Annotated in this window: 20 protein-coding genes and 1 riboswitch; of the genes, 17 read left to right on the plus strand and 3 right to left on the minus strand. The window is 39.3% G+C overall.

From position 1 onward, the window contains the following. Positions 1–9: 9 nt before the first annotated feature. The 4 genes from BZG42_RS02520 (at position 10) to BZG42_RS02535 (ending at position 5,328) form a co-directional block, all read left to right on the plus strand. Positions 10–1,320, plus strand: a complete 1,311-nt coding sequence (locus BZG42_RS02520) for a carbohydrate ABC transporter permease (RefSeq protein ID WP_120171406.1) — start codon at positions 10–12, stop codon at positions 1,318–1,320. Further along, positions 1,317–2,144 carry a sugar ABC transporter permease gene (locus BZG42_RS02525; protein ID WP_120171407.1) on the plus strand — a complete coding sequence of 276 codons (828 nt, stop codon included), beginning with the start codon at positions 1,317–1,319 and terminating at the stop codon, positions 2,142–2,144. The genes BZG42_RS02520 and BZG42_RS02525 overlap by 4 nt, the downstream gene beginning before the upstream one ends. 13 nt (positions 2,145–2,157) lie before the next feature. Beyond that, positions 2,158–4,287 carry an alpha-amylase family glycosyl hydrolase gene (locus BZG42_RS02530; protein ID WP_155964084.1) on the plus strand — a complete coding sequence of 710 codons (2,130 nt, stop codon included), beginning with the start codon at positions 2,158–2,160 and terminating at the stop codon, positions 4,285–4,287. A gap of 846 nt (positions 4,288–5,133) precedes the next feature. Continuing rightward, positions 5,134–5,328, plus strand: a complete 195-nt coding sequence (locus tag BZG42_RS02535) for a DUF3272 family protein (RefSeq protein ID WP_024532353.1) — start codon at positions 5,134–5,136, stop codon at positions 5,326–5,328. Here BZG42_RS02535 and birA read toward each other — a convergent pair. After that, positions 5,288–6,244: a bifunctional biotin--[acetyl-CoA-carboxylase] ligase/biotin operon repressor BirA gene (birA, locus tag BZG42_RS02540; RefSeq protein WP_155995858.1), complete on the minus strand. Its 957-nt coding sequence runs from the start codon at positions 6,242–6,244 to the stop codon at positions 5,288–5,290. The genes BZG42_RS02535 and birA overlap by 41 nt on opposite strands. 176 nt (positions 6,245–6,420) lie before the next feature. On the opposite strand from birA, the gene BZG42_RS02545 reads away from it, so the two are divergent. The 8 genes from BZG42_RS02545 to BZG42_RS02580 all read left to right on the plus strand — a co-directional run bounded on the left by BZG42_RS02545 (position 6,421) and on the right by BZG42_RS02580 (position 14,609). Beyond that, positions 6,421–7,455, plus strand: a complete 1,035-nt coding sequence (locus BZG42_RS02545; protein ID WP_024532355.1) for a M42 family metallopeptidase — start codon at positions 6,421–6,423, stop codon at positions 7,453–7,455. A 191-nt stretch (positions 7,456–7,646) separates the two neighbouring features. Beyond that, positions 7,647–8,114, plus strand: coding sequence for a deoxycytidylate deaminase (locus BZG42_RS02550; RefSeq protein ID WP_155995860.1), 468 nt, complete (start codon positions 7,647–7,649; stop codon positions 8,112–8,114). A 462-nt stretch (positions 8,115–8,576) separates the two neighbouring features. Next, entirely contained in the window at positions 8,577–9,767 is a 1,191-nt protein-coding gene (metK, locus tag BZG42_RS02555) for a methionine adenosyltransferase (protein ID WP_155995862.1), read from the plus strand. A 292-nt stretch (positions 9,768–10,059) separates the two neighbouring features. Beyond that, positions 10,060–11,319, plus strand: a complete 1,260-nt coding sequence (locus BZG42_RS02560; protein ID WP_155995864.1) for a UDP-N-acetylglucosamine 1-carboxyvinyltransferase — start codon at positions 10,060–10,062, stop codon at positions 11,317–11,319. A 44-nt stretch (positions 11,320–11,363) separates the two neighbouring features. Continuing rightward, the gene (locus BZG42_RS02565) at positions 11,364–11,933 is read left to right on the plus strand and encodes a GNAT family N-acetyltransferase (protein ID WP_120171411.1); all 570 of its coding nucleotides are present in this window, start codon (positions 11,364–11,366) and stop codon (positions 11,931–11,933) included. 7 nt (positions 11,934–11,940) lie between these two features. After that, positions 11,941–12,801, plus strand: a complete 861-nt coding sequence (locus tag BZG42_RS02570; RefSeq protein ID WP_024531602.1) for a methionyl aminopeptidase — start codon at positions 11,941–11,943, stop codon at positions 12,799–12,801. A 62-nt stretch (positions 12,802–12,863) separates the two neighbouring features. Next, the gene (locus tag BZG42_RS02575; protein ID WP_024531603.1) at positions 12,864–13,790 is read left to right on the plus strand and encodes a YihY/virulence factor BrkB family protein; all 927 of its coding nucleotides are present in this window, start codon (positions 12,864–12,866) and stop codon (positions 13,788–13,790) included. 111 nt (positions 13,791–13,901) lie between these two features. Continuing rightward, positions 13,902–14,609 carry a B3/B4 domain-containing protein gene (locus BZG42_RS02580; RefSeq protein ID WP_024531604.1) on the plus strand — a complete coding sequence of 236 codons (708 nt, stop codon included), beginning with the start codon at positions 13,902–13,904 and terminating at the stop codon, positions 14,607–14,609. A gap of 231 nt (positions 14,610–14,840) precedes the next feature. Here BZG42_RS02580 and BZG42_RS02585 read toward each other — a convergent pair whose 3' ends face one another. Continuing rightward, positions 14,841–15,266: a GtrA family protein gene (locus tag BZG42_RS02585; protein ID WP_373428438.1), complete on the minus strand. Its 426-nt coding sequence runs from the start codon at positions 15,264–15,266 to the stop codon at positions 14,841–14,843. A gap of 40 nt (positions 15,267–15,306) precedes the next feature. Next, positions 15,307–15,419: riboswitch (PreQ1 riboswitch) on the plus strand. Between BZG42_RS02585 and BZG42_RS02590 the strand changes: the two genes are divergently transcribed. Continuing rightward, a complete protein-coding gene (locus BZG42_RS02590; protein WP_024531606.1) occupies positions 15,417–15,932 on the plus strand; it encodes a QueT transporter family protein in 516 nt (171 codons plus the stop codon). (Overlaps the previous riboswitch by 3 nt.) A 213-nt stretch (positions 15,933–16,145) precedes the next feature. Here BZG42_RS02590 and BZG42_RS02595 read toward each other — a convergent pair whose 3' ends face one another. Next, positions 16,146–17,402: an ISL3 family transposase gene (locus tag BZG42_RS02595; RefSeq protein WP_159780065.1), complete on the minus strand. Its 1,257-nt coding sequence runs from the start codon at positions 17,400–17,402 to the stop codon at positions 16,146–16,148. 296 nt (positions 17,403–17,698) lie between these two features. On the opposite strand from BZG42_RS02595, the gene BZG42_RS02600 reads away from it, so the two are divergent. From BZG42_RS02600 to BZG42_RS02615, 4 genes are all read left to right on the plus strand, one after another. Further along, the gene (locus tag BZG42_RS02600; RefSeq protein WP_120171414.1) at positions 17,699–19,828 is read left to right on the plus strand and encodes a Tex family protein; all 2,130 of its coding nucleotides are present in this window, start codon (positions 17,699–17,701) and stop codon (positions 19,826–19,828) included. Further along, positions 19,815–20,249, plus strand: a complete 435-nt coding sequence (locus BZG42_RS02605) for a SprT family protein (RefSeq protein ID WP_155963281.1) — start codon at positions 19,815–19,817, stop codon at positions 20,247–20,249. The genes BZG42_RS02600 and BZG42_RS02605 overlap by 14 nt, the downstream gene beginning before the upstream one ends. Positions 20,250–20,318: 69 nt before the next feature. Beyond that, on the plus strand, positions 20,319–21,080 hold the full coding sequence (locus BZG42_RS02610; RefSeq protein WP_024531609.1) for a hypothetical protein: 762 nt from the start codon (positions 20,319–20,321) through the stop codon (positions 21,078–21,080). After that, complete coding sequence (locus BZG42_RS02615) at positions 21,070–21,342, plus strand: PspC domain-containing protein (RefSeq protein WP_024531610.1); 273 nt, start codon at positions 21,070–21,072, stop codon at positions 21,340–21,342. The genes BZG42_RS02610 and BZG42_RS02615 overlap by 11 nt, the downstream gene beginning before the upstream one ends. Positions 21,343–21,496: the final 154 nt, after the last annotated feature.

A 21,496-nucleotide genomic window follows, 5' to 3' on the forward strand; every position in this document is an offset into this window, starting at 1 on the left:
GAGTTTATTATGTGGAGGAAAGGTTTAAAAAGGTTAAAAGAAGCTTATCCTAAAACCTGTCTATCCTTATTTTGTATGGGGTTGGGACAGTTTCTCTATGGACAAAAATTAAAGGGGATTACTTTTTTCTTAGCAGAAGTTGTTTATTTGACTTATTTCGTATCAAGAGGCTATAGAGATATGTGTGATTTCTTTACCTTGGGTACTCAAAAAGCAGATACATGGCTGGGCATTGTAGGAGATAACTCTATCGTTATTCTTTTGATGGGGATCTTAAGTTTTCTATTCATCATGGTATTTGTTTCTATTTACTGGATGAACATAAAAGATGTTTTTGCAGTAGAGGAGCAAATAAAAAGAGGAAAGAAGCTACCCGATTTTAAGCAAGAATGGGCGAGATTAGTAGATCAGAAATTTCCTATCTTCATTTTAACATTACCTGTTCTAGGTATTTTAGTATTTAGCGTGTTGCCTATTTTGTTTATGATTCTCATTGCCTTTACAAACTATGGTGGCAAAATTGTTCCTCCTGAATTAGTAGACTGGGTAGGAATAGATAATTTTATAAAGATTATTTCTCTTACTCAATTCGCTCCAACATTCTTTAAGGTGTTAAGTTGGAATGTATTATGGGCCGTTCTTTCTACAAGTTTAAATTACTTTGGTGGTTTGGCATTGGCACTTCTTTTTTCAAATAAAAGAGTGAGAGGAAAAACAATTTGGCGTGCATTTCCTATCCTTGCTTATGCAATTCCAGGTTTTATTAGCTTATTAGCCTTTAAATTTATGTTTTCATATGGTGGTCCGATTAATCAACTTATTCAAGATTTTGGTCATAAAGCAATAGGATTTTTGGATGTTGATGCAAAATGGTCGGCTAGATTAATTGGTTTATTTGTTAATGCATGGATCGGTATTCCATCTATCATGCTTCTTGCAACAGGGATGTTGTCTAACCGTGATGAGAGTCTTTATGAGGCTGCAAAAATAGATGGAGCTAGTCAATGGGTTCAATTTACAAAGATTACACTACCATATATTCTAACGGCGACTACACCTGTTTTAATTGGGCAGTTTGTCGGAAATTTTAATAATTTTGGCATATTCTATTTTTTAAGAGGAGGACTCTATTTAGATGATTATTTTCTTGCAAGTGACACAGACTTATTGATCAATTGGTTGTATAACTTATCCATTGACAATAACTATTACAGTATCGGCGCAAGCATTAGTTTGATTATTTTTATCATCACCTCTGTTATTTCCTTAGCGGTTTACGTTCGAACATCTTCATATAAGGAAGGAGGAAGATTCTCATGAGAAAATGGATTCGATTTTTTCAAAGTTCAGGTCTTTATTTAGCTTTGCTGATAGTGAGTTTCATTTTTCTTTTTCCCTGTTTGTGGCTGATTTTGGCTTCATTCTCTCGTTCAGGAACAATTTACTCTTTTAAAGGTTTCTTTCCGACTTCTTATAGTTTAAATAGTTTCATTACCTTATTTACAGATACAAATCTATATAATTATCCTAAATGGTTTATGAATACTCTATTTATTGCTAGTGCTAGTTGTATTTTGGGAACGATTTTGGTGATTCTAACAGCTTATACCATTTCGCGTTTTCAGTTTAAGGGAAAGAAAATTCTTATAAAAACAACAATGGTGTTGGGGATGTTTCCCTCTTTCATGGGTATGATTGCAGTCTATCTTTTGATGACACAATTTAATCTCATCAATCAATTATGGGGATTAGTATTAATTTATAGTGCTGCTGCTCCGTTAGGTTATCTAACTCAAAAAGGATTCTTTGATACGATTCCTCATAGCATTGATGAAGCTGCAAGAATAGACGGAGCAACAAGTTTTCAAATTTTTTGGCATGTGCACTTACCATTGTCAAGACCGATTATTACTTATACAGCCTTGACAACATTTGCTTGGCCGTGGAGTGATTTTATTTTGCCCAAATTATTGTTGAAGGAAAAAGATTTATACACAGTAGCTGTTGGTCTCATGAATCTTGATGAAACGCAGTTTGCTCGCTTTGCAGCAGGTAGTGTTTTTATCGCTATACCGATTATCTTGCTTTATTTTCTACTAATAAAAAATATGGTAAAAGGGTTGACAGCAGGAGCAGTGAAGTAAAAGGAGAATAATAATGAATAAAAAACTTCTATCTAAAAGTTTAATTGTTTTGGCAACAGGTTTATTAGCCATTATGTGCTGTACAACTAACTTGATGGCTGAGACATATCGATCTGTTGAGAATAGAGCAGATTTTTCTTCGGATGTTATCTATCAAATTATCACAGATAGATTTGCTGATGGGGATGAAACTAATAACCCCAAAGGAGAAATTTTTGATAAGGCTGATTTACGAAAATATCATGGTGGAGATTGGCGTGGTATTATCAATAAAATAGAGGATGGTTACCTAACAAACTTAGGAATCACAGCCATCTGGATATCCTCTCCCGTTGAAAATATTACAACCATTGATCCAACAAATCAAAGCGCTGCCTATCATGGGTATTGGGCTAGAGATTTTTTTAAAACGAATGCTGCTTTTGGAACAGAAGAAGATTTTAAAGAATTAGTAAGTACAGCACACAAACATGGAATAAAAATTGTTATTGATTTTGCACCTAATCATACCTCAACAGCCGAATATAATGGTTTGGTTTTTCCAGAGGATGGGGCTTTATACAAAAAAGGGGAGTTGTTAGGTAAGTTCTCTTCTGATACAGCCAAAATATTTAATCATGAGGGATGGACAAATTATAGCACGTATGAAAATGGTATTTATCATAGCTTGTACGGACTGGCTGATTTAAATAACTTAAATCCAACGGTTGATCAATATATGAAAGAGGCGATTGAAACCTGGATTGATTTAGGGATAGATGGTATTCGGGTTGATGCTGTTAAGCACATGTCTTTGGGATGGCAAAAAAATTGGTTGAGCTATATTTATGAGAAAAAAGGACTATTTGTCTTTGGCGAATGGTATACAGGAGGAACGGAGGCTGAACCGGAAATGACTCATTTTGCCAATGAAAGTGGGATGAGTCTATTAGATTTTCGATTTGCAAATTCCATTCGTAGTTTGTTTACAAATAGTAACTACACTATGACAGATTTTTACAATGTTATAAAGGCGACAGAAAAAGATTATGAGGAAGTTAATGATCAAGTAACGTTTATAGACAATCATGATATGAGTCGTTTTTCGTCCATAGTTAATGGAAATCAGGTTGCTGTTAATCAAGCTTATGCTTTATTATTGACTTCTCGTGGTGTTCCGACAATTTACTATGGAACAGAACAATATGATAAAGGTGATAGCGATCCACACAACAGGGGAGATATCAGTTCATTTGATACATCAAGTGATGCATATAAAATTATCAGTAAATTGTCCGTTTTAAGAAAGCAAAACAAGGCTCTTGCCTATGGTTCGACGGAAGAAAGATGGATCAATTCAGATGTTCTCGTTTTCGAAAGAAAATTTGGAGAGCATGTAGCATTGATAGCAGTCAATAAAGGAAGTAATAACTATCAAATTGAAAATTTAAAAACAAGTTTGCCACAAGGACAATACAACGATGAGTTATCATCATTATTATCTGGAAATTCTATTCAAGTGGGGGTAGAAGGGCAAGTTTCAAGTTTTTCGTTGGCACCCAATGCAGTGGGAGTATGGGTTTACAATAGCCAAAGCAATAAATTATTATTAGGAGATGTAGATCCATCTATGGGGAAAACTGGAAATGAATTAACTCTTACTGGTGAAGGATTTGGAGATCGCCAAGGAAAAGTTCACTTTGGTAATCATGAGGCACAAGTTACAACTTGGTCAGATACATTGATTAGGGTTACAATTCCTAGTATCACATCTGGAAAATATGATATTAAGGTTTCTAACACGAGTGGTGAGGAAGATGTTTATAAAAATTTTGAGGTGTTATCAGGTAGTCAGATTCCGTTTCGGATGATTGTGGATAATGCTATGACTATTCCGGGAGAGAACTTATATATAGTAGGGAATGTCGCTGAGTTAGGCAATTGGGACACGAATAAGGCCATTGGTCCGTTGTTTAATGCAACTGCTTCTATTGCTCAGTATCCATCATGGTTTTACGATTTGAGTTTGCCAATCAACAAAAATATTGAATATAAATTTATTAAGAAAAATCAATATGGACAAATTGTATGGGAGGGTGGTGAAAATCACTTGTTAGAGACAGGAAATGAAGCTATGATTGTTAGAACACAGTGGCAAAATTAATTTCCATTCCCAAGTTAAAAATTAAATCACACTATTTGTAAAAAGTTAGGTAAAGAAGACCAAAAGTAGTTCAGAGAGGCGTTTTAGATATGACTAGAAACTGGTTTATCTTATCATATAAAAATTGATGTGTGTTCTTAAAAATGTAAATTCAATTTTTTCTATGAAATAAAACGCCTTTGATGAACCTCTTTAAACGTCATTGAATAAAAAAGTTCACGGCTAATTTAGCTAATTTACAAGTTATCGTTTGTGGTAGATATAAATTTATTAAGAGACAAAAGGTTTTTTTGTGCTATATCGAGGCTCTTTATCAAGGAATATATAAGGACACTGTTCTCCACAATTTATAAGAGTTAAGCGTAATTTATATATATGTTATTCGATTTTATACTTTATGCTATAGATTTTCCTACCGAAATTACAAAGTTATTGTTATTGCGGATTGAATTGTGCATATAAAAAACAAAACAATATCAGTCTTGAGACGGATGGCAATTTCCTCAGATTGGTTTATACTGTAGTTAATCCTAAATATTTTTCATATCTCCTTACAAAAACACCAACTGAGTTGGTGTTTTTGTTGTAACTTTTGGGATTGATTAGTGGAGAATTTTAGCTACGTATCTGGAAATACCGTTCAGATTTTGATAGTAAAGTTTTGTCAAAAAAGTGAATAGATATGGAGAACATATTCTTTGAAAATCCAGTCCAGACTTTGTTGGATTCGTGTGATAAATATTGGCTATTCCCAAAATTGAGTCTGGTTTTCATTGAGGATAAAATTTTAGAGGAAAGCATATAAAAAATCAGCCAGTTGACTGATTTTTTGATATAATTTATTTTATGAAACTTCCACAATTTCTTTTTTTAGCCATTACAACAATCTTAGCCATTTATTTTATGAATGCTTCTATTTTGACAGGTGATTTTTTCATTGCGGGTCTCTATGCCTTTATAGCCTATCGAAACTTCCACTTTTCTTATAGAGTGACAAAATTTATCCGATTGATTGAGAAGCAGACCAAGAAGTCAAGCTGATTTCTCCGCTGGAGATGATTTTTGCCTTGCCATTATCCAGCTGGATGACGAGGTTACCTGTATCGGTGACAGCGATGGCTGTACCGTTAAATTTTATTTGATTTTCTACAAAGCTCACTTGTTGGCCAATAACAAGTGATTTTTCTTTATAGAGGGCGACCAGGTCTTTTTCATCTGTCTCAAAGAAGGCCCTCCAGATGGATGTGATGAGCTGGTTACGGGTAAATGGTGGTTGCTCTTCAAAGAGATTGCCTGCGGTATGTTGAAGTTCTTTTGGAAAATCATCAATAAAGACATTGATACCGACTCCGATAATGACATCTGTCACAGTTTGACTTTCCATAGAGGAGATAGCCTCAGTCAAGATACCTGCTACTTTTTTCTGACCGAGGTAGATGTCGTTGACCCACTTAATCTGAACATCTAAATCGCTCAATTCTTGAATGGCTTTTATGACAGCAGCGGCAGCAAGGATGGTATAGGGTTTGAATTCTAAGAAGGGGACATTTGGAGCAAGGCGGAGTGACATGTAGATACCACCTGCTTTGGAAGCATAAAATGGTCTGCCAAAACGCCCCTTGGCCTTATTTTGATGGGGAGATAGGTAGAGAGCAGGGGTGGTATGTCCCTGTTCAATCCCTTGCTTGGCATCCAGTTGGGTAGAGTCGCTATCTACTTTAAAATGAACTGGAATGTGAAGAGCCTGAGAAATCAGCTCAGGCAGAAGCAAATCACCATCCACAAGTTTATAGCCACGATTGCGGGCAGCTTCAATAGTTAACCCCTGCATCTCCAATTGACGAATAGCCTTCCAAACGGATGTTCGTGAAATACCTAATTCCTGAGCTAATTCTTCCCCGCTTATATAATCTTGTCGTTCTTCCAACAAGAGATAAATTTTTTGATAGGTTTTCATACAATCATTATAGCAAAATCTCTCCTAAAAAGTGATATAATAAACTATAAATCAAAATCAATCATAGATAGTTGGAACTTGGAAAATAGGTAGGACTAATGTGAAAAGTGGTAGCTTGGAAATAGATGCGTTTAGATCGTATGAGTCTGGTTTTGAAAGAGTATAAGGAGGTTGCTATGAAAACATTGGATTATATTGTAAAACTGACAAAGACCCCGTCGCCAACTGGTTTCACGACGGACATCATGAACTATATCAAGGAAGAAGTGGAATCTTTTGGGTATGAAGCTGTGAAGACGCCAAAGGGGGGAATTTTAGTTTCTGTCCAAGGGGAAAATAATCAAGAGCATCGCGTCTTGACTGCCCATTTGGATACCTTGGGGGCTATGGTGCGAGCTATCAAGCCAGATGGTCGATTGAAGATGGATTTGGTTGGTGGATTTGGTTATCCTTCTATCGAGGGAGAGAATTGCTTGATACATTGTGCTAAAAACGGTAAGACTTTTACAGGAACGATTCTGATGCACCAAACTTCTGTCCATGTCTATCGTGATGCTAACACAGCGGAGCGAAATCAAACCAATATGGAAATTCGTTTGGACGAAAAAGTGACCAGTGCAGAGCAAACGCGAGCCTTGGGGATTGAAGTTGGTGATTTTATCTCCTTTGATCCACGAACGATTGTGACGGAAACTGGATTTATCAAAAGTCGTCACCTTGATGATAAGGTATCTGCTGCAATTTTGATTCACTTGCTGAAAGTTTATAAAGAAGAAGGAGTGAACTTACCTTATACGACCCACTTCTATTTTTCAAACAATGAAGAAATTGGCTATGGAGCTAACTCTAGTCTGCCAGATAAGGTGGTAGAGTACCTTGCTGTTGATATGGGGGCTATGGGAGATGACCAGCAAACGGATGAGTATACGGTTTCCATCTGTGTCAAAGATGCCTCCGGTCCTTATCACTACGAACTTCGTCAGCATTTGGTGGCTTTGGCTGAAAAGGAAAAGATTCCCTACAAACTAGACATCTATCCCTACTATGGTTCAGATGCATCGGCTGCTATGCGGGCTGGAGCAGATGTCAAGCATGCTCTACTTGGGGCAGGGATTGAGTCCAGTCATTCTTATGAGCGAACTCATCTGGATTCTGTTCAAGCTACGGAGCGGATGGTAGACGTCTATTTGAGATCTTTTATGATTGACTAATATAAAATGAAAAGTCCAGTTGTGCTCTTTTGTTGCTTAGTATATTAGTCAAATACTTTATTCTGTACGAAATAATTCTCCATTCAAATTGTTTTAGATTGTCAAAAAGAGACTCACTGGATAAATCGGAGCAATTATTGAATAGTTACAGTGGTTAGGAGATTGGAAGGTAAGACAGAGAGGAGAAATACATGTCAACAAATCGTTTAGCTTGGGACGAGTATTTTGCGGCGCAGGCACTTTTGATTGCCAATCGAGCAACCTGCAAGAGAGCTAAGGTCGGTGCTGTTCTGGTGAAGGATAACAAGGTGATTGCTACAGGTTATAATGGATCTGTTTCGGGGACGGAACATTGTCTAGACCAAGAATGTTTGATGATTGATGGTCACTGTGCTCGAACGATTCATGCCGAAGTAAATGCTATTTTACAAGGAGCAGAACGCGGCATTCCCAAAGGTTTTACAGCCTATGTGACTCATTTTCCATGTTTGAATTGTTCTAAGCAACTTCTTCAAGTTGGATGCAAACGGGTAGTATATATCAATGAATACCGTATGGATGACTATGCGCAGTATCTGTATAAAGAAAAAGGATGTGAGTTGGTTCATCTTCCTTTAGAGGTTGTCAAACAGGCGATTGCGGATGCAGAGTTTATGTAATAGGAGAGGGAGTTATTCAGGGACTCCTTTTTCTTTCTGTTTATTAAAAAATACTAGGACAGTTTGCTAAATTATGCTATACTAGAGTCGTTATTAAGTCCCGAAAAGGCGACTGTAAGAAGTGGTTTGACAGGATAGGCAAGGAGCTATTTTATTTGTCCATTGGTGGGGCAGTCTTACACTAGTAAGACAAAAAATATGACTTATTTGCAACGACTATTGCTCGTAAATATACTGTAATCGCAAAACTCTTCCTTTCAGTCGGTGCTTTGTAACCTAGTAACTCGCCAAGGAAATCAATTGCCTTTCTATGGAAGCTGCTACTTAGCTGTTTTCCTAAGTGTCCTGTTTGATCACACTAAGTAAATAAATGTTGATTTGCTTGGTTTGGTATAGTAATGAGGATATTAGGTAAGGCAACTCATTTTCTGGTATCTATTTTATTATAAGGGGGACATGTTTATGTCAGAACGGAAATTATTTACGTCTGAGTCTGTATCGGAAGGACATCCAGATAAGATTGCAGACCAGATTTCAGATGCCATTTTGGATGCGATTTTAGCCCAAGATCCAGATGCCCATGTGGCAGCAGAAACGGCTGTTTACACTGGTAGTGTGCATGTTTTTGGTGAAATTTCAACCACTGCCTATGTGGATATTAACCGTGTAGTGCGGGATACGATTGCTGAGATTGGCTACACAAAAGGTGAGTACGGTTTTGCGGCAGAGTCGGTTGGGGTTCATCCTTCATTGGTTGAGCAGTCACCGGATATTGCTCAGGGGGTCAATGAGGCTTTAGAGGCCCGCCAAGATGCCAGTCAGGATCCATTGGATTTGATTGGTGCAGGAGACCAAGGGTTGATGTTTGGTTTTGCGGTGGATGAAACGCCTGAACTTATGCCCTTGCCAATTTCACTTAGCCATCAATTAGTTCGTCGTTTGGCTGAATTGAGAAAATCTGGAGAGATTACCTACCTTCGTCCAGATGCTAAGTCCCAAGTGACAGTTGAATACGATGAAAATAATCAGCCCGTTCGCGTGGATACCGTGATTATCTCCACCCAACATGATCCTGAAGTCAGTCAGGAACAAATTCGTCAAGATGTTATCGAACATGTTATCAAAAAAATCATTCCTGCTAGGTATTTGGATGATGAGACACACTATTTTGTTAATCCAACAGGTCGTTTTGTGATTGGAGGTCCGCAAGGAGATTCTGGCTTGACAGGTCGTAAGATTATCGTTGATACTTATGGCGGTTATTCACGTCATGGTGGCGGTGCTTTTTCTGGTAAAGATGCAACCAAGGTTGACCGTTCAGCTTCTTATGCCGCTCGTTATATCGCTAAAAATATCGTGGCAGCTGGGCTGGCTAGGAAAGCAGAGGTTCAGTTGGCTTATGCCATTGGTGTGGCCCATCCAGTTTCTGTTCGCATTGATACCTTTGGAACAAGTACTGTTGCGGAAAGTAAACTGGAAGCTGCTGTTCGTCAGATTTTTGACCTTCGCCCGGCTGGTATCATTCAGATGTTGGAGCTCAAACGTCCAATTTACAAACAAACAGCAGCCTATGGGCACATGGGGCGTACGGATCTTGACCTTCCATGGGAACGTTTAGACAAGGTTGAAGCACTTAAAAAGGCTTTGGTGTAGTCGGTATATTGAAATAAATGCTAGGACAGCAGCGCAAGCTGTTGTCCTTTTTGTCCATTAAATGGCTAGCTTTTTCTTTTCTATTATGGTAAAATGAAACGTATGCCTTTTTATACGCTTCAAAAACCAAAATGATAGATGTTCACTCGTCTGAGATATTCATGTGAGTTGAGACGGGTGTAAATAAAAATAAACTTCTGTTTATTTCTAGTCTCCTAGTCCGTTGATAGGCTATGTGAGCTATTTTTGAGTTTCATTGGGGATGGGGCAAATTAAGAAAGTGAATGTTAATATGAAAAAGATTGTAATTAGTGGTGGGAAGGCATTGAAAGGTGCCGTAACCGTTAGTGGTGCCAAAAACTCAGTTGTTGCCTTGATTCCAGCCATTATTTTAGCAGACGGTATTGTCACTTTAGATGGGGTGCCTGCTATTTCAGATGTGGATAGTTTGATTGATATCATGGAAACCATGGGGGCTACAGTAAAACGTGATGGTGAAACACTTGAAATTGATTCACGTGGCGTTCAAGATATGCCTATGCCTTTTGGCAAAATCAACAGCCTCCGTGCTTCTTATTATTTTTATGGTTCTCTTCTTGGACGTTTTGGTCAAGCCGTTGTCGGTTTGCCAGGGGGATGTGATTTAGGACCGCGTCCGATTGACTTGCATCTAAAAGCATTTGCTGCCATGGGAGCTACGACAACCTATGAAGGTCAAAATATGCGTCTATCAACGGATGGACGTCGTATGCAAGGGGCTCATATTTTTATGGATGTAGTGAGTGTAGGTGCTACCATCAATACTATTTTAGCTGCTGTTAAGGCTGAGGGGCGTACTGTCATTGAAAATGCGGCACGTGAACCTGAAATTATTGATGTTGCGACTCTTCTCAATAACATGGGAGCTCGTATACGAGGAGCTGGTACAGATATTATCACCATTGACGGTGTAGATTACTTGAAAGGAACTCGCCACCAAGTGATTCCAGACCGTATTGAAGCTGGGACTTATATTGCTCTTGCAGCGGCTGTCGGAGAAGGTGTTCGTATTGATAATGTTCTTTATGAGCATTTGGAGAGTTACATTGCTAAGCTGGAAGAAATGGGCGTGCGTATGACTGTTTCAGAAGATAGCATTTTTGTGGAAAAGCAGGATAAGTTAAAGGCTGTTAGCGTGAAAACTTCTCCATATCCAGGGTTTGCAACAGATTTGCAACAACCGCTTACTCCACTTTTACTCAAAGCGGAGGGAAGAGGTACAATTATTGATACCATTTATGAAAAACGTATCGGTCACGTACAAGAACTGGCCAATTTTGGTGCCAAGATTTCTACGCGAAACAATCACATTGTTTTTGAAGGCCCAAACCAATTAGCAGGAGCATCTGTAAAAGCAACAGACTTACGTGCTGGGGCTGCGATGATTATTGCTGGTTTGATGGCCGAAGGGCGTACCGAGATTACCAATGTTGAGTTTATCCTTCGCGGTTACTCAAATATTATTGAAAAATTAACAGAACTGGGTGCTGATATCCAGTTGGTTGAAGAATAAATACAATGTGGGGCTGAGAATTTTCTCAGCCCCTTGGGTACACTATGACGATTTGGATGCAGTTGGCAAGATTTGCTTGCTTTGAAACAGAGCGTCTGCTCTTAAGACCTTTTTCCTATGATGATAGAACTGGCTTCTATGAGATAGTGTCAAATTCAGAAAATCTTTCATTTATCTTTCCAAGCATTATGGAAGAAGAACTTGCTACAGCTACCATGGTGGAGAAATTTATGCGATCTCCCTTGGGGAATTGGGCCTTAGCCGATAAGGTTTCCGGGCAGATGATTGGAGCGCTTTGCTTTGAAAAAGTAGATGAACGAACATTGGATGCGGAGCTCAGCTATTTTCTTAGAAAAGATTATTGGGGTCAAGGGTTGATGACAGAAGCAGTGCGCAGTTTAGTCTTTTTCGCCTTTTATGAAATCAAGTTGAGGGAATTGTACATTGTCACCCACTTAGAAAATACAGCTAGTCAAATGGTGGCCAAAAAAGCTGGTTTTCAGCAGGTTGAGCAGTACCGTGGTAGTGACCGCTATGGGCACAAGATGAGAAATTATCTTAAATTTCGCTTGAAAAGAACAGATTTTAGTTTAGAAATGTATGAGGATAAATAGATAAATAATGATTACAATTAAATCGCAACGTGAAATTGATGCAATGAAACGAGCAGGAGATGTCTTGGCGGAAGTTCATATCGGACTTCGTGACCTCATCAAGCCGGGGGTGGACATGTGGGAAGTAGAAGAATATGTTCGTAAGACTTGTAGGGAAAAAAATGTTTTACCTCTTCAAATCGGCGTAGATGGTGAATTGATGGATTACCCTTACGCAACCTGTTGTGGGCTTAATGACGAGGTTGCTCATGCCTTCCCGCGTCATTACAAGTTGAAAGAAGGCGATTTGCTCAAGGTGGACATGGTTCTCAGTGAACCGCTGGATAAGGCGGTAGTAGACGTTTCTAAGCTCAATTTTAATAATGTTGCGGCTATGAAAAAAATCACTCAGAGCTATCGTGGTGGCGTTGCAGACTCTTGCTGGGCTTATGCAGTTGGTCAGGTTTCTGAAGAAGTTCAAAACTTGATGAATGTCACAAAAGAATGTCTCTATCGTGGCATTGAACAAGCTGTGGTTGGTAATCGTATTGGTGACATTGGTGCAGCTATTCAAGAGTATGCAGAAGGTCTTGGCTACGGTGTTGTTCGTGATCTGGTCGGTCATGGTGTTGGTCCAACCTTCCATGAAGATCCAATGGTTCCTCACTATGGTACAAAAGGACGAGGGATTCGCTTACGTGAAGGAATGGTTCTGACGATTGAACCAATGATCAATACTGGAACTTGGGAGATTGATACGGATGTGAAGACTGGATGGGCTCATAAGACGCTTGATGGAAGTTTGTCTTGTCAGTATGAGCATCAATTTGTGATTACCAAAGAAGGTCCGGTTATTTTGACGAGTCAAGGAGAAGAAGGAACGTACTAATCTTTTTGCAGTCTCTAGTCTTGTCGCAGGGATTGAACAGCTACACAAAGAAGGAGAAGAGGATGAAAAAAGCTAAGTTTTGGGAAGGATTAAAGACATTCTGTTCTACCTTCTTTTCCCTTTATCAATCTTCAGATATTGATGTGACCAGTGTGGCAGTAGCCTATTATTTATTGATTTCCATTTTTCCAGTCCTGTTAACCTTGGCCAATCTTTTGCCCTACTTCCCATTTGATATTGATTTGATTTTGACAGTACTGGCTGATTTTGTGCCTGAGCGTCTCTACCCTTCTGTTTCTGACTTTGTGGTTTCTGTTCTGACAAAACCGTCTACTTCATGGTTGGGGATTTCTATTGCTACAACGCTTTGGACCTTGTCGTGCAGTATGACGATTTTGCAAAAGGCGGTCAATAAGGCATACGGAATTAACAAACATAGGGATTTTATTATTGGGCGCTTGATTGGTATTTTTCTAGGGATTGGTTTACAAGTTATTATCATCTTGAGTATAACCCTATTGACCTTCGGTCAGGTCATCCTTTCTTCCATTGATAAATTATTTCATTTTGAAAATGGATGGTTAAGAGGGCTTCTTAGTCAAACGCAGCTAATTGGCTTCATGGGCTTGTTTGCTGCCTTGATTATGCTCTACTTTTTCCTGCCTAATGTTCGTATAAAGAAAGTGCGTTATGTGCTACCTGGGACTATTTTTGTCCTTGTGACCATGGCTTCTATTGGACAGTTTTTCTCTATTTATGTGGATAACTATGCCAATAAGCTACTGGATTTTCGAATGATGGCGGCTGTTATCTTTCTTGTCTTTATGCTTTGGTTTATTTTTATGGCACAGGTATTGATTATTGGTGCTATTATCAATGCCAGTGTTCAAAGTATGCAGGTAGAGGAATTTCATGCTAGAGATGGGGATATTGTTTCTATTTTGAATCGGATTAAGGCAAAATTTACCTCTATTGATAAAGAAGGATAGAAACTTGTTCACTGATTGTCAACCTGTTATACTTGGTCTAAGAAGCTCCGGTAGCTTCTTTTTTGTTTTTTCCATGAAAAAGGAGTATACTAAAGAGAGGAGGTGAGTTCAATGAAGTTGATCATTGACCAACATTTTTGGGAGGTTTTCCCAGCAGCACAAATTGCTATCCTGACTGTCAAGGGAATAGATAACCATTCAAAGGCTAGCAAAGAGTCTTATTTTGCAGATTTACTAAAAAAAGCATGTAAAGAAGCAGAAAAACATATTGAAGAAGAGCCTTTTACACAAAACCTTGTCATCAAGGAATGGCGCGAGGCTTTTACCCATTTCAAAACTAAAAAGGGTGCGCGCTCTTCTATTGAAGCCTTGTTGAAACGAGTTAGTCAGGGTAGAGAATTTTCCCCAATCAATCCGTTAGTTGATCTTTATAATAGCATTTCATTGCGCTACGGTCTTCCTTGTGGTGGAGAAGATCTGGAAAAGATTGTAGGGGATCTACATTTAGGAAAGGCTAAGGGAGGAGAATCTTTCTATCCATTGGGAGCAGAAGAGGATTCGCCGGCTTTAGCAGAAGAGATTATCTACTACGACCAGGAGGGTGCGGTTTGTAGAAACTTTAACTGGCGCGAGGCTCAAAGAACCATGTTGACGGAGGAAACTCAGGATGCAATTTTAGTGATTGAATCAATAACACAGGAACGGGCGTCTCTTGCTCAAGCTGCGATAGCAGAATTAAAACAGTTAATCGAGGATTATTTTGGTGTCACTGGAGAAATCCAACTTTTAACCATTGAGAATCCAGAAGTTGAACTTTAAGTAATTGAATAGAAAAAACGAATGATAATAATGAGTCAAAAAGACAGTAACTATGCTCATTCGTTTTTTAGTCATTTGGTTCATCTTGGACGGTATCAGTGGGAAACTCCGTTTTTCAAAATCAAGCTTTATGATATTTGTAATAATCATTTTAAACCGATGACTTCCAGATTATTTACTTTATTTCTGAGTAAGTTGACTTGTTTCAGCGAGCCTACGATCTCTCTAGTTTCATTGTTTATCCTTAAAGACAAACAATTTGCTCAATACATAGTTTAAAACGATAGCTGTGATCTGTGAGAAGAGAGTGGCAATAGCGTTGACCAGCCTGAGATCATTGTTAACAAATTGACCGATAAGGATTGGGAAGGCTTGAACGAGGATAAAGGCCAGCAGCATGTCTAGCCCCATGGTGACTAGGCGGGCAGAGATAAATTTGATGAAACGTGGAAACCAGCCCTGAGAACTTTGTTTAAAAACAATCCGATCATTGGTTACGAAGGCAAAAAGAATCGCAAAGATATTGGCAATCAGGGCGACAAGTACAATCTGATTGATGATTGCAAATAGTGCGATACGAGTTACCATATAAACAAGAGTCGTTGCCACACCAAAAATTAAATAGAGGACCACTTCATTTTCTAAGATTTTTTTCATAATATTTTTCATAGGATTAGTCTACCATTTTTATGTAAATTGTGCTATACTAAACAACGTTGTTGAATACATCCTTAAAAAATCAACAATCCTTGGGGCTTGCTCACTTTACCCAAGCATATTTTAAGCATCTTGCTAAAGGAGAATGGTATGAATACTTCTAAATGGACTGCCAAAGATATGGCAGAAATTGCTCTTGTTGCTGCGATCTATGTCGCTCTGACAATTACTCCCCCACTCAACGCTATTTCTTTTGGGGCTGTTCAGTTTCGTTTGTCTGAAATGTTGAACTTTTTGGCTTTTTACAACCGTAAGTATATTGTGGCTGTAACGATAGGCTGCATGATTTCTAATTTAATCGGTTTTGGAGTGATTGACCTCTTTGTAGGTGGATTCTCAACCTTGATTTTTGTTAGTCTAGGTGTTTTCTTGTTTGATAAATATAGGAAAGAGTATCTCTTTTCTGGTCTGTTTAATAAGGCTTTCTTTTATTTCTCATTCTTTTTTGCGGCAACCATGTTTACCATTGCTTTGGAATTGAAGTTTCTTTATGGGAACCCATTCTTTTTGACTTGGTTGACAACAGCGGCTGGAGAGTTGCTTTCTTTACTGGTAGGAGCCCTTATTATTGATGCATTGTCGAAAAAAATAAACTTTGAAAGATAGTTATAAATGTGAGTGAACACCTTCGGGTGTTTTTTGTTTGTGTTAAAAACTACGCTACTCACGGAAACCAAGATAGACTGAGGTTGGTAGTGAAGGATTTTCCCTTTTCAATGGGGAAGGGAAAATCCGGATATCAAATTTTATGGAGCATCATTTAGAGGTTCCTCGACACCATTAAAAGGCTCATTGTCAACTGTAGTGGGTGACTTATAGCTAAACGCGAGAGGAGACGAACTTCGTCTTCTCATTTTTGATGTTCAAAGCGATTAAGATACGTTTCTTGAACTTGTCAAAGTTCTTGTAACCAAAGGCATTGCGCTTGATGTCTTTGATGAGTTTGTTAGTGGCCTCAAGTTTAGCGTTAGAGTAAGGCAATTCAATGGCGTTAGTGATGTAGTTTTTATAGCGAATAAATGTGCTCAAAGCGGTTTTAAAGGTGCGATTGAGATGAGGTAAAGCGTCTTGAATTAAGCCCCAAAACTGCTCAGTATTCTTCTCTTGCAGGTGGAAAAGGAGTAACTGGTACAGGTCATAGTAATCTTTAAGCTCAGGGACTAGTTTGAAAATCTTATTGAGACATTCTCTAGGAGTTAATGTTTCTCTAAAGGTTCGAGCATAGAACGCCTTAAGAGACAGTTTCCGACTATCTTTTTGAACAAGTTTCCAGTAGTACTTAAGAGCTCTGTATTCAAGAGATTTATCGTCAAATTGCTTCATGATTTCAATACGTGTTTGCTTGAGAGCTCTATTGATGTGCTGGACAATGTGGAAACGATCGAGAACAATTTTAGCTTGAGGAAATAGAACCTTGATGAGAGGAATATAACTTCCAGACATATCGACAGTGACGACTTTAACTTTTTTTCTAGCTTCTTTCGAGTACTTGAAGAAATGATTTCGGATGGTTGTTTGACGTCTGTCAACAAGGATGGTAATGATTTTCTTGGTGTTAAAATCCTGAGCAATGAAGGCCAGTTTTCCCTTCTGGTAGGAGAACTCATCCCAGGAAAGCCCTTCTGGCAAAGTAGTGTACTCCTCTTGGAAATGAAATTGCTTGAACTTGCGATAGACAGTAGAGGTAGAGATAGCGAGCTTAGCAGCGATATGGGTAAGAGCCTCTCTGTTGAGCAATAGGTGAGCGATTTTCTGTCTCACTATTTCAGAAATTTGGCAATTTTTCTGAACGAGAGATGTTTCAGAAACAGTTACTTTTCGACAGGACTTGCACTGAAATCGTCTCTTTTTCAAACGAATGAGGCTAGGGAATCCAGCAATCTCAATAAAAGGAATTTTAGAAGGTTTCTGGAAGTCGTATTTGATTTGTTTTCCTTTACAGTGTTTACATTTGGGAGGGTGATAATCAAGTGTAGCGGTGACTTCGATATGGGTATCGTGTTGAATGGCTTTATTTAAGATGATATTTTTGTCTTTAATTCCGATGAGTAATGTGGTATTATTGATGTGTTCCATAAGATACTTTCTAATGAGTTGTTTAAGCGCTTTTCATTATAAGTCTTATGGGACTTTTTTGATACTCAAAAAGCCCTATAATCTCCACAGTGGGGTTTACCCACTACAGAAATTATAGAGCCCATTAAAATTGTAATCAGGTTATGCTTTTGTCTAGTGCTCCTCAAACTAAGTTGATAGGTTACTGTAAAGAAAAAGGTATTCTTTAGGAAGTGAAAGACTGTTTGTCTCAAATTGGTATGGTAGATGCTAATTTTTGAGGAGCATTATACCGCTTTCATGGTATAATAGGAACTATGGAAGAAAAATATATGAAGATTGCCCAAGAATTGGGTATTAGTTTAAAACAGATTGATACGGTCTTGTCCTTGACAGCCGAAGGGAATACCATTCCTTTTATTGCCCGTTATCGGAAGGAAGCAACTGGTAATTTGGACGAGGTAGTTATTAAGTCAATTATTGATCGGGACAAGGCTTTGACTGCTCTAGAGGAACGAAAGGCAACAGTTCTTGCTAAGATTGAAGAACAGGGTAAATTGACAGATCAGCTCCGTCAGGCAATTGAGGAGGCCGAAAAGCTAGCTGATGTCGAAGAACTTTACCTTCCTTACAAAGAAAAGCGTCGTACCAAGGCGACGGTAGCGCGTGAGGCAGGTCTCTTCCCATTGGCGCGTTTGATTTTGCAGAATGTGGTTGATTTGGAGGAACAAGCAACTGGTTTCATCTGTGAAGGTTTCGATACAGCCGAATCATGTCTAGCAGGAGCTGTAGATATTTTAGTAGAAGCCATTTCTGAAGACACCAAGCTCCGTTCGTGGACCTATCATGAAATTCAGTCCTATTCTAGCCTCTATTCGGAAGTAAAAGATCCAGAAGCTGATGAAAAATTGGTTTTCCAGATGTATTATGATTTTTCGGAAAAAGTAGCCAAGATGCAGGGCTATCGCACGCTAGCGCTCAACCGTGGCGAGAAACTCGGTGCTTTAAAGGTTGGCTTTGAGCATAATCTGGAAAAGGTTATCCGTTTCTTTGAAGTGCGTTTTCCGCAGAAAAATGCCTATATCAAAGAAGCCATTGGTCAAGCAGTCAAGAAAAAGATTATTCCAGCCATGGAGCGCCGCATTCGGACAGAATTGACAGAGAAAGCAGAAGAAGGGGCTATTGCACTCTTTTCAGATAATCTCCGTAGCCTGCTCCTTGTGCCACCGCTCAAAGGAAAAATAGTACTGGGATTTGACCCCGCTTTCCGGACAGGTGCTAAGCTGGCAGTAGTAGACCAGACAAGCAAGCTTCTAACCACGCAGGTCATCTATCCTGTTAAACCTGCTTCCCAGTCTCAAATATTGGAAGCTAAAAAAGAATTGGCTGCTCTGATCGGTCAATATCAGGTGGAAATCATTGCTATTGGAAACGGAACAGCAAGCAGGGAATCGGAAGCTTTTGTTGCCGATGTACTCAAGGATTTTCCGACTGTTTCCTATGTCATCGTCAATGAAAGCGGAGCTTCTGTCTACTCAGCTTCGGAGCTGGCACGTTCTGAATTCCCAGACCTGACTGTTGAGAAGCGCTCTGCTATTTCCATTGCTCGCCGTCTGCAAGATCCCCTAGCTGAGCTAGTTAAAATTGATCCAAAGTCCATCGGTGTTGGTCAGTACCAGCACGATGTCAACCAAAAACTTCTATCGGAGAGTTTGGATTTTGTAGTGGATACAGTGGTGAACCAAGTCGGTGTCAATGTCAATACAGCTAGTCCAGCTCTTCTCGCCCATGTAGCGGGACTTAACAAGACCATTTCTGAGAATATCGTCAAGTATCGTGAAGAAAATGGTGCTTTGACCTCTCGCCAGCAACTCAAGAAGGTACCTCGTTTGGGAGACAAGGCTTTTGAGCAAGCAGCAGGTTTCTTGCGGATTCCAGAAGCGGTCAACTTTTTGGACAATACTGGTGTTCACCCTGAGTCGTATGAGGCTGTAGAGAATTTGCTTGCGCTTTTAGAGATTGATCACTTAGATGTAGCTGCGCAGGAAAAATTAGCCAAGGTTGATATAGCAACTATGGCGGAAGGATTGACAATCGGTCAGGAAACCCTGAAAGATATTATTGCAGACTTACTTAAGCCGGGGCGTGATATGCGAGATGACTTTGCAGCTCCTGTTCTCCGACAGGATGTTCTAGATTTTAAAGATCTACAGATCGGACAGAAGTTAGAAGGTGTTGTTCGTAATGTGGTTGACTTTGGAGCCTTTGTTGATATTGGTATCCATGAAGATGGTCTCATTCACATTTCCAATATGAGCAAGAATTTTATCAAGCATCCGAGTCAAGTGGTGTCTGTCGGTGACTTGGTAACAGTTTGGGTTCACAAACTAGATCAACAACGTGAGAAGGTCAATCTGACCCTTGTGCCACCTCGTGAAGCTCACTGAGTATGTTCGGCAGGTCTCATTGGAGGACTTCGGTAAGGTATTTTGCCATGAAGCAGTTTGGAACAGGCGTTTGCGGTCAACAGGCGGACGCTTTTTTCCGACAGATGGACACCTAGATTTCAATCCCAGACACCTGGAGGAACAGGGATTGGATGTATTTCGGAAAATTGTTCGCCATGAACTTTGTCACTACCATCTCTATTTTGAGAAAAAAGGTTATCGACATAGAGATAGAGACTTTAAAGATTTATTAGAAGCGGTGGACGGTCTGCGCTATGCTCCCAGCTTAAAGCAGATTGCCAAACCGTCCCTACTGTATAGCTGCCAATCTTGCGGGCAAGTCTATCAGCGCAAGCGGCGCATTGACCTAACAAAATATCATTGTGGTAAGTGTCGTGGCCGCCTGATATTGCAGCAGTAGAGAATCAGTCCTTGGGCTGATTTTTTTGTACGCAAATATGGTATACTAGAAAGGAATTGAGGTGAGTGTATGACACAAAAGAAAGAAGAGCGCTTAATTGAGTTGTACGAAAAAGGAATCTTGACCAAGGAAGAGGCACGTGCCTGTTTCAAGGAAATGAATCAAGAGCCAGACTTTCTTTTTGTGGAAGAAAAAGCAAAATTGACGTTTACTTTGCCAAATTTTAAGGTATTTGCTTCTTCAAAGTTGAAACAGGCTTACAGCTTTGAAGGAATCGAATCACTTTTTCTCCAATTGTCAGAAGGTCGATTGATCTTGACAAAGTCAAAGACTGGTCGGGTTGATGTTGAAATTGTCTACAATCAAGGAACGCCAGAAGATAAACTCCCTCGGATTTATGTAGAAAATAAGGGGCTATATTTTACTAGTCCTCACTCCTGCCATTTGTTTATTTATTTGCCTCAGGAATGGATGTCGGTTCTAGATTTAGATTTAGGGCAGGCAGATGCGCGTATGGATTATCTGCCATTTGAGGATATTTCTATCCGTAGTTCAAGGGATAAAAAACAACAGGATATTCGCTTGACAACTTGTGGTGGTTATCCGCAGCATCTCTATGTCCAATTAGCTCAGGCTCCTCTAACTTTGCAGACCGGCAAAGATCAAGGTATCCGTGGTCAGATTGAATCTAGTTCTGGTCAGATCCTTGTTAATCGGAAAAGAAAGACTAGTCCTTATCGGTTTGAAAAGTCTGGTAGAGACCTGCTCTTTATAAAGGCACAAACAGGGGAGAGTGCGTTTTATGTGAAAGGAATAAAAGATGTTAATTGAATTGTATAAACTGAGGCAGGGTAAGGTCTTATCCGGTGTTTTTGCTGGACTAGCTCATAAGTTTGGTTGGGATGTTTGGTTGGCGAGGGTTATTTTTCTTGCCGGTCTTTTTCTAGGTAGAATCCCGCTCATATTGATTGGTCTTTACATTGCAGCAGCTTATTTTTTACCCTATAAAGAAGATCGGGATGCGGATCGCTACGGGACAGGTCCACGTAAGATCAAGAAAGCAGAAAAAATAGATAAATCATGGTTTGAATAGCAAAAAGTGAGGTTGGGTAATCCAGCCTCACTTTTAGAGTTCGTATTGCTATCCTAGCGCAGAGGTTGATTGGCTTTAAGAGTTTAGTCAACTATTAAAGGTTGGAGATAGGGACTGTAAAGCGTATCTCGGCAATTTGTGTTTTCCATCCCAA

It is taken from the genome of Streptococcus sp. DAT741, assembly GCF_009866825.1.
GTDB lineage: Bacteria > Bacillota > Bacilli > Lactobacillales > Streptococcaceae > Streptococcus > Streptococcus ruminantium.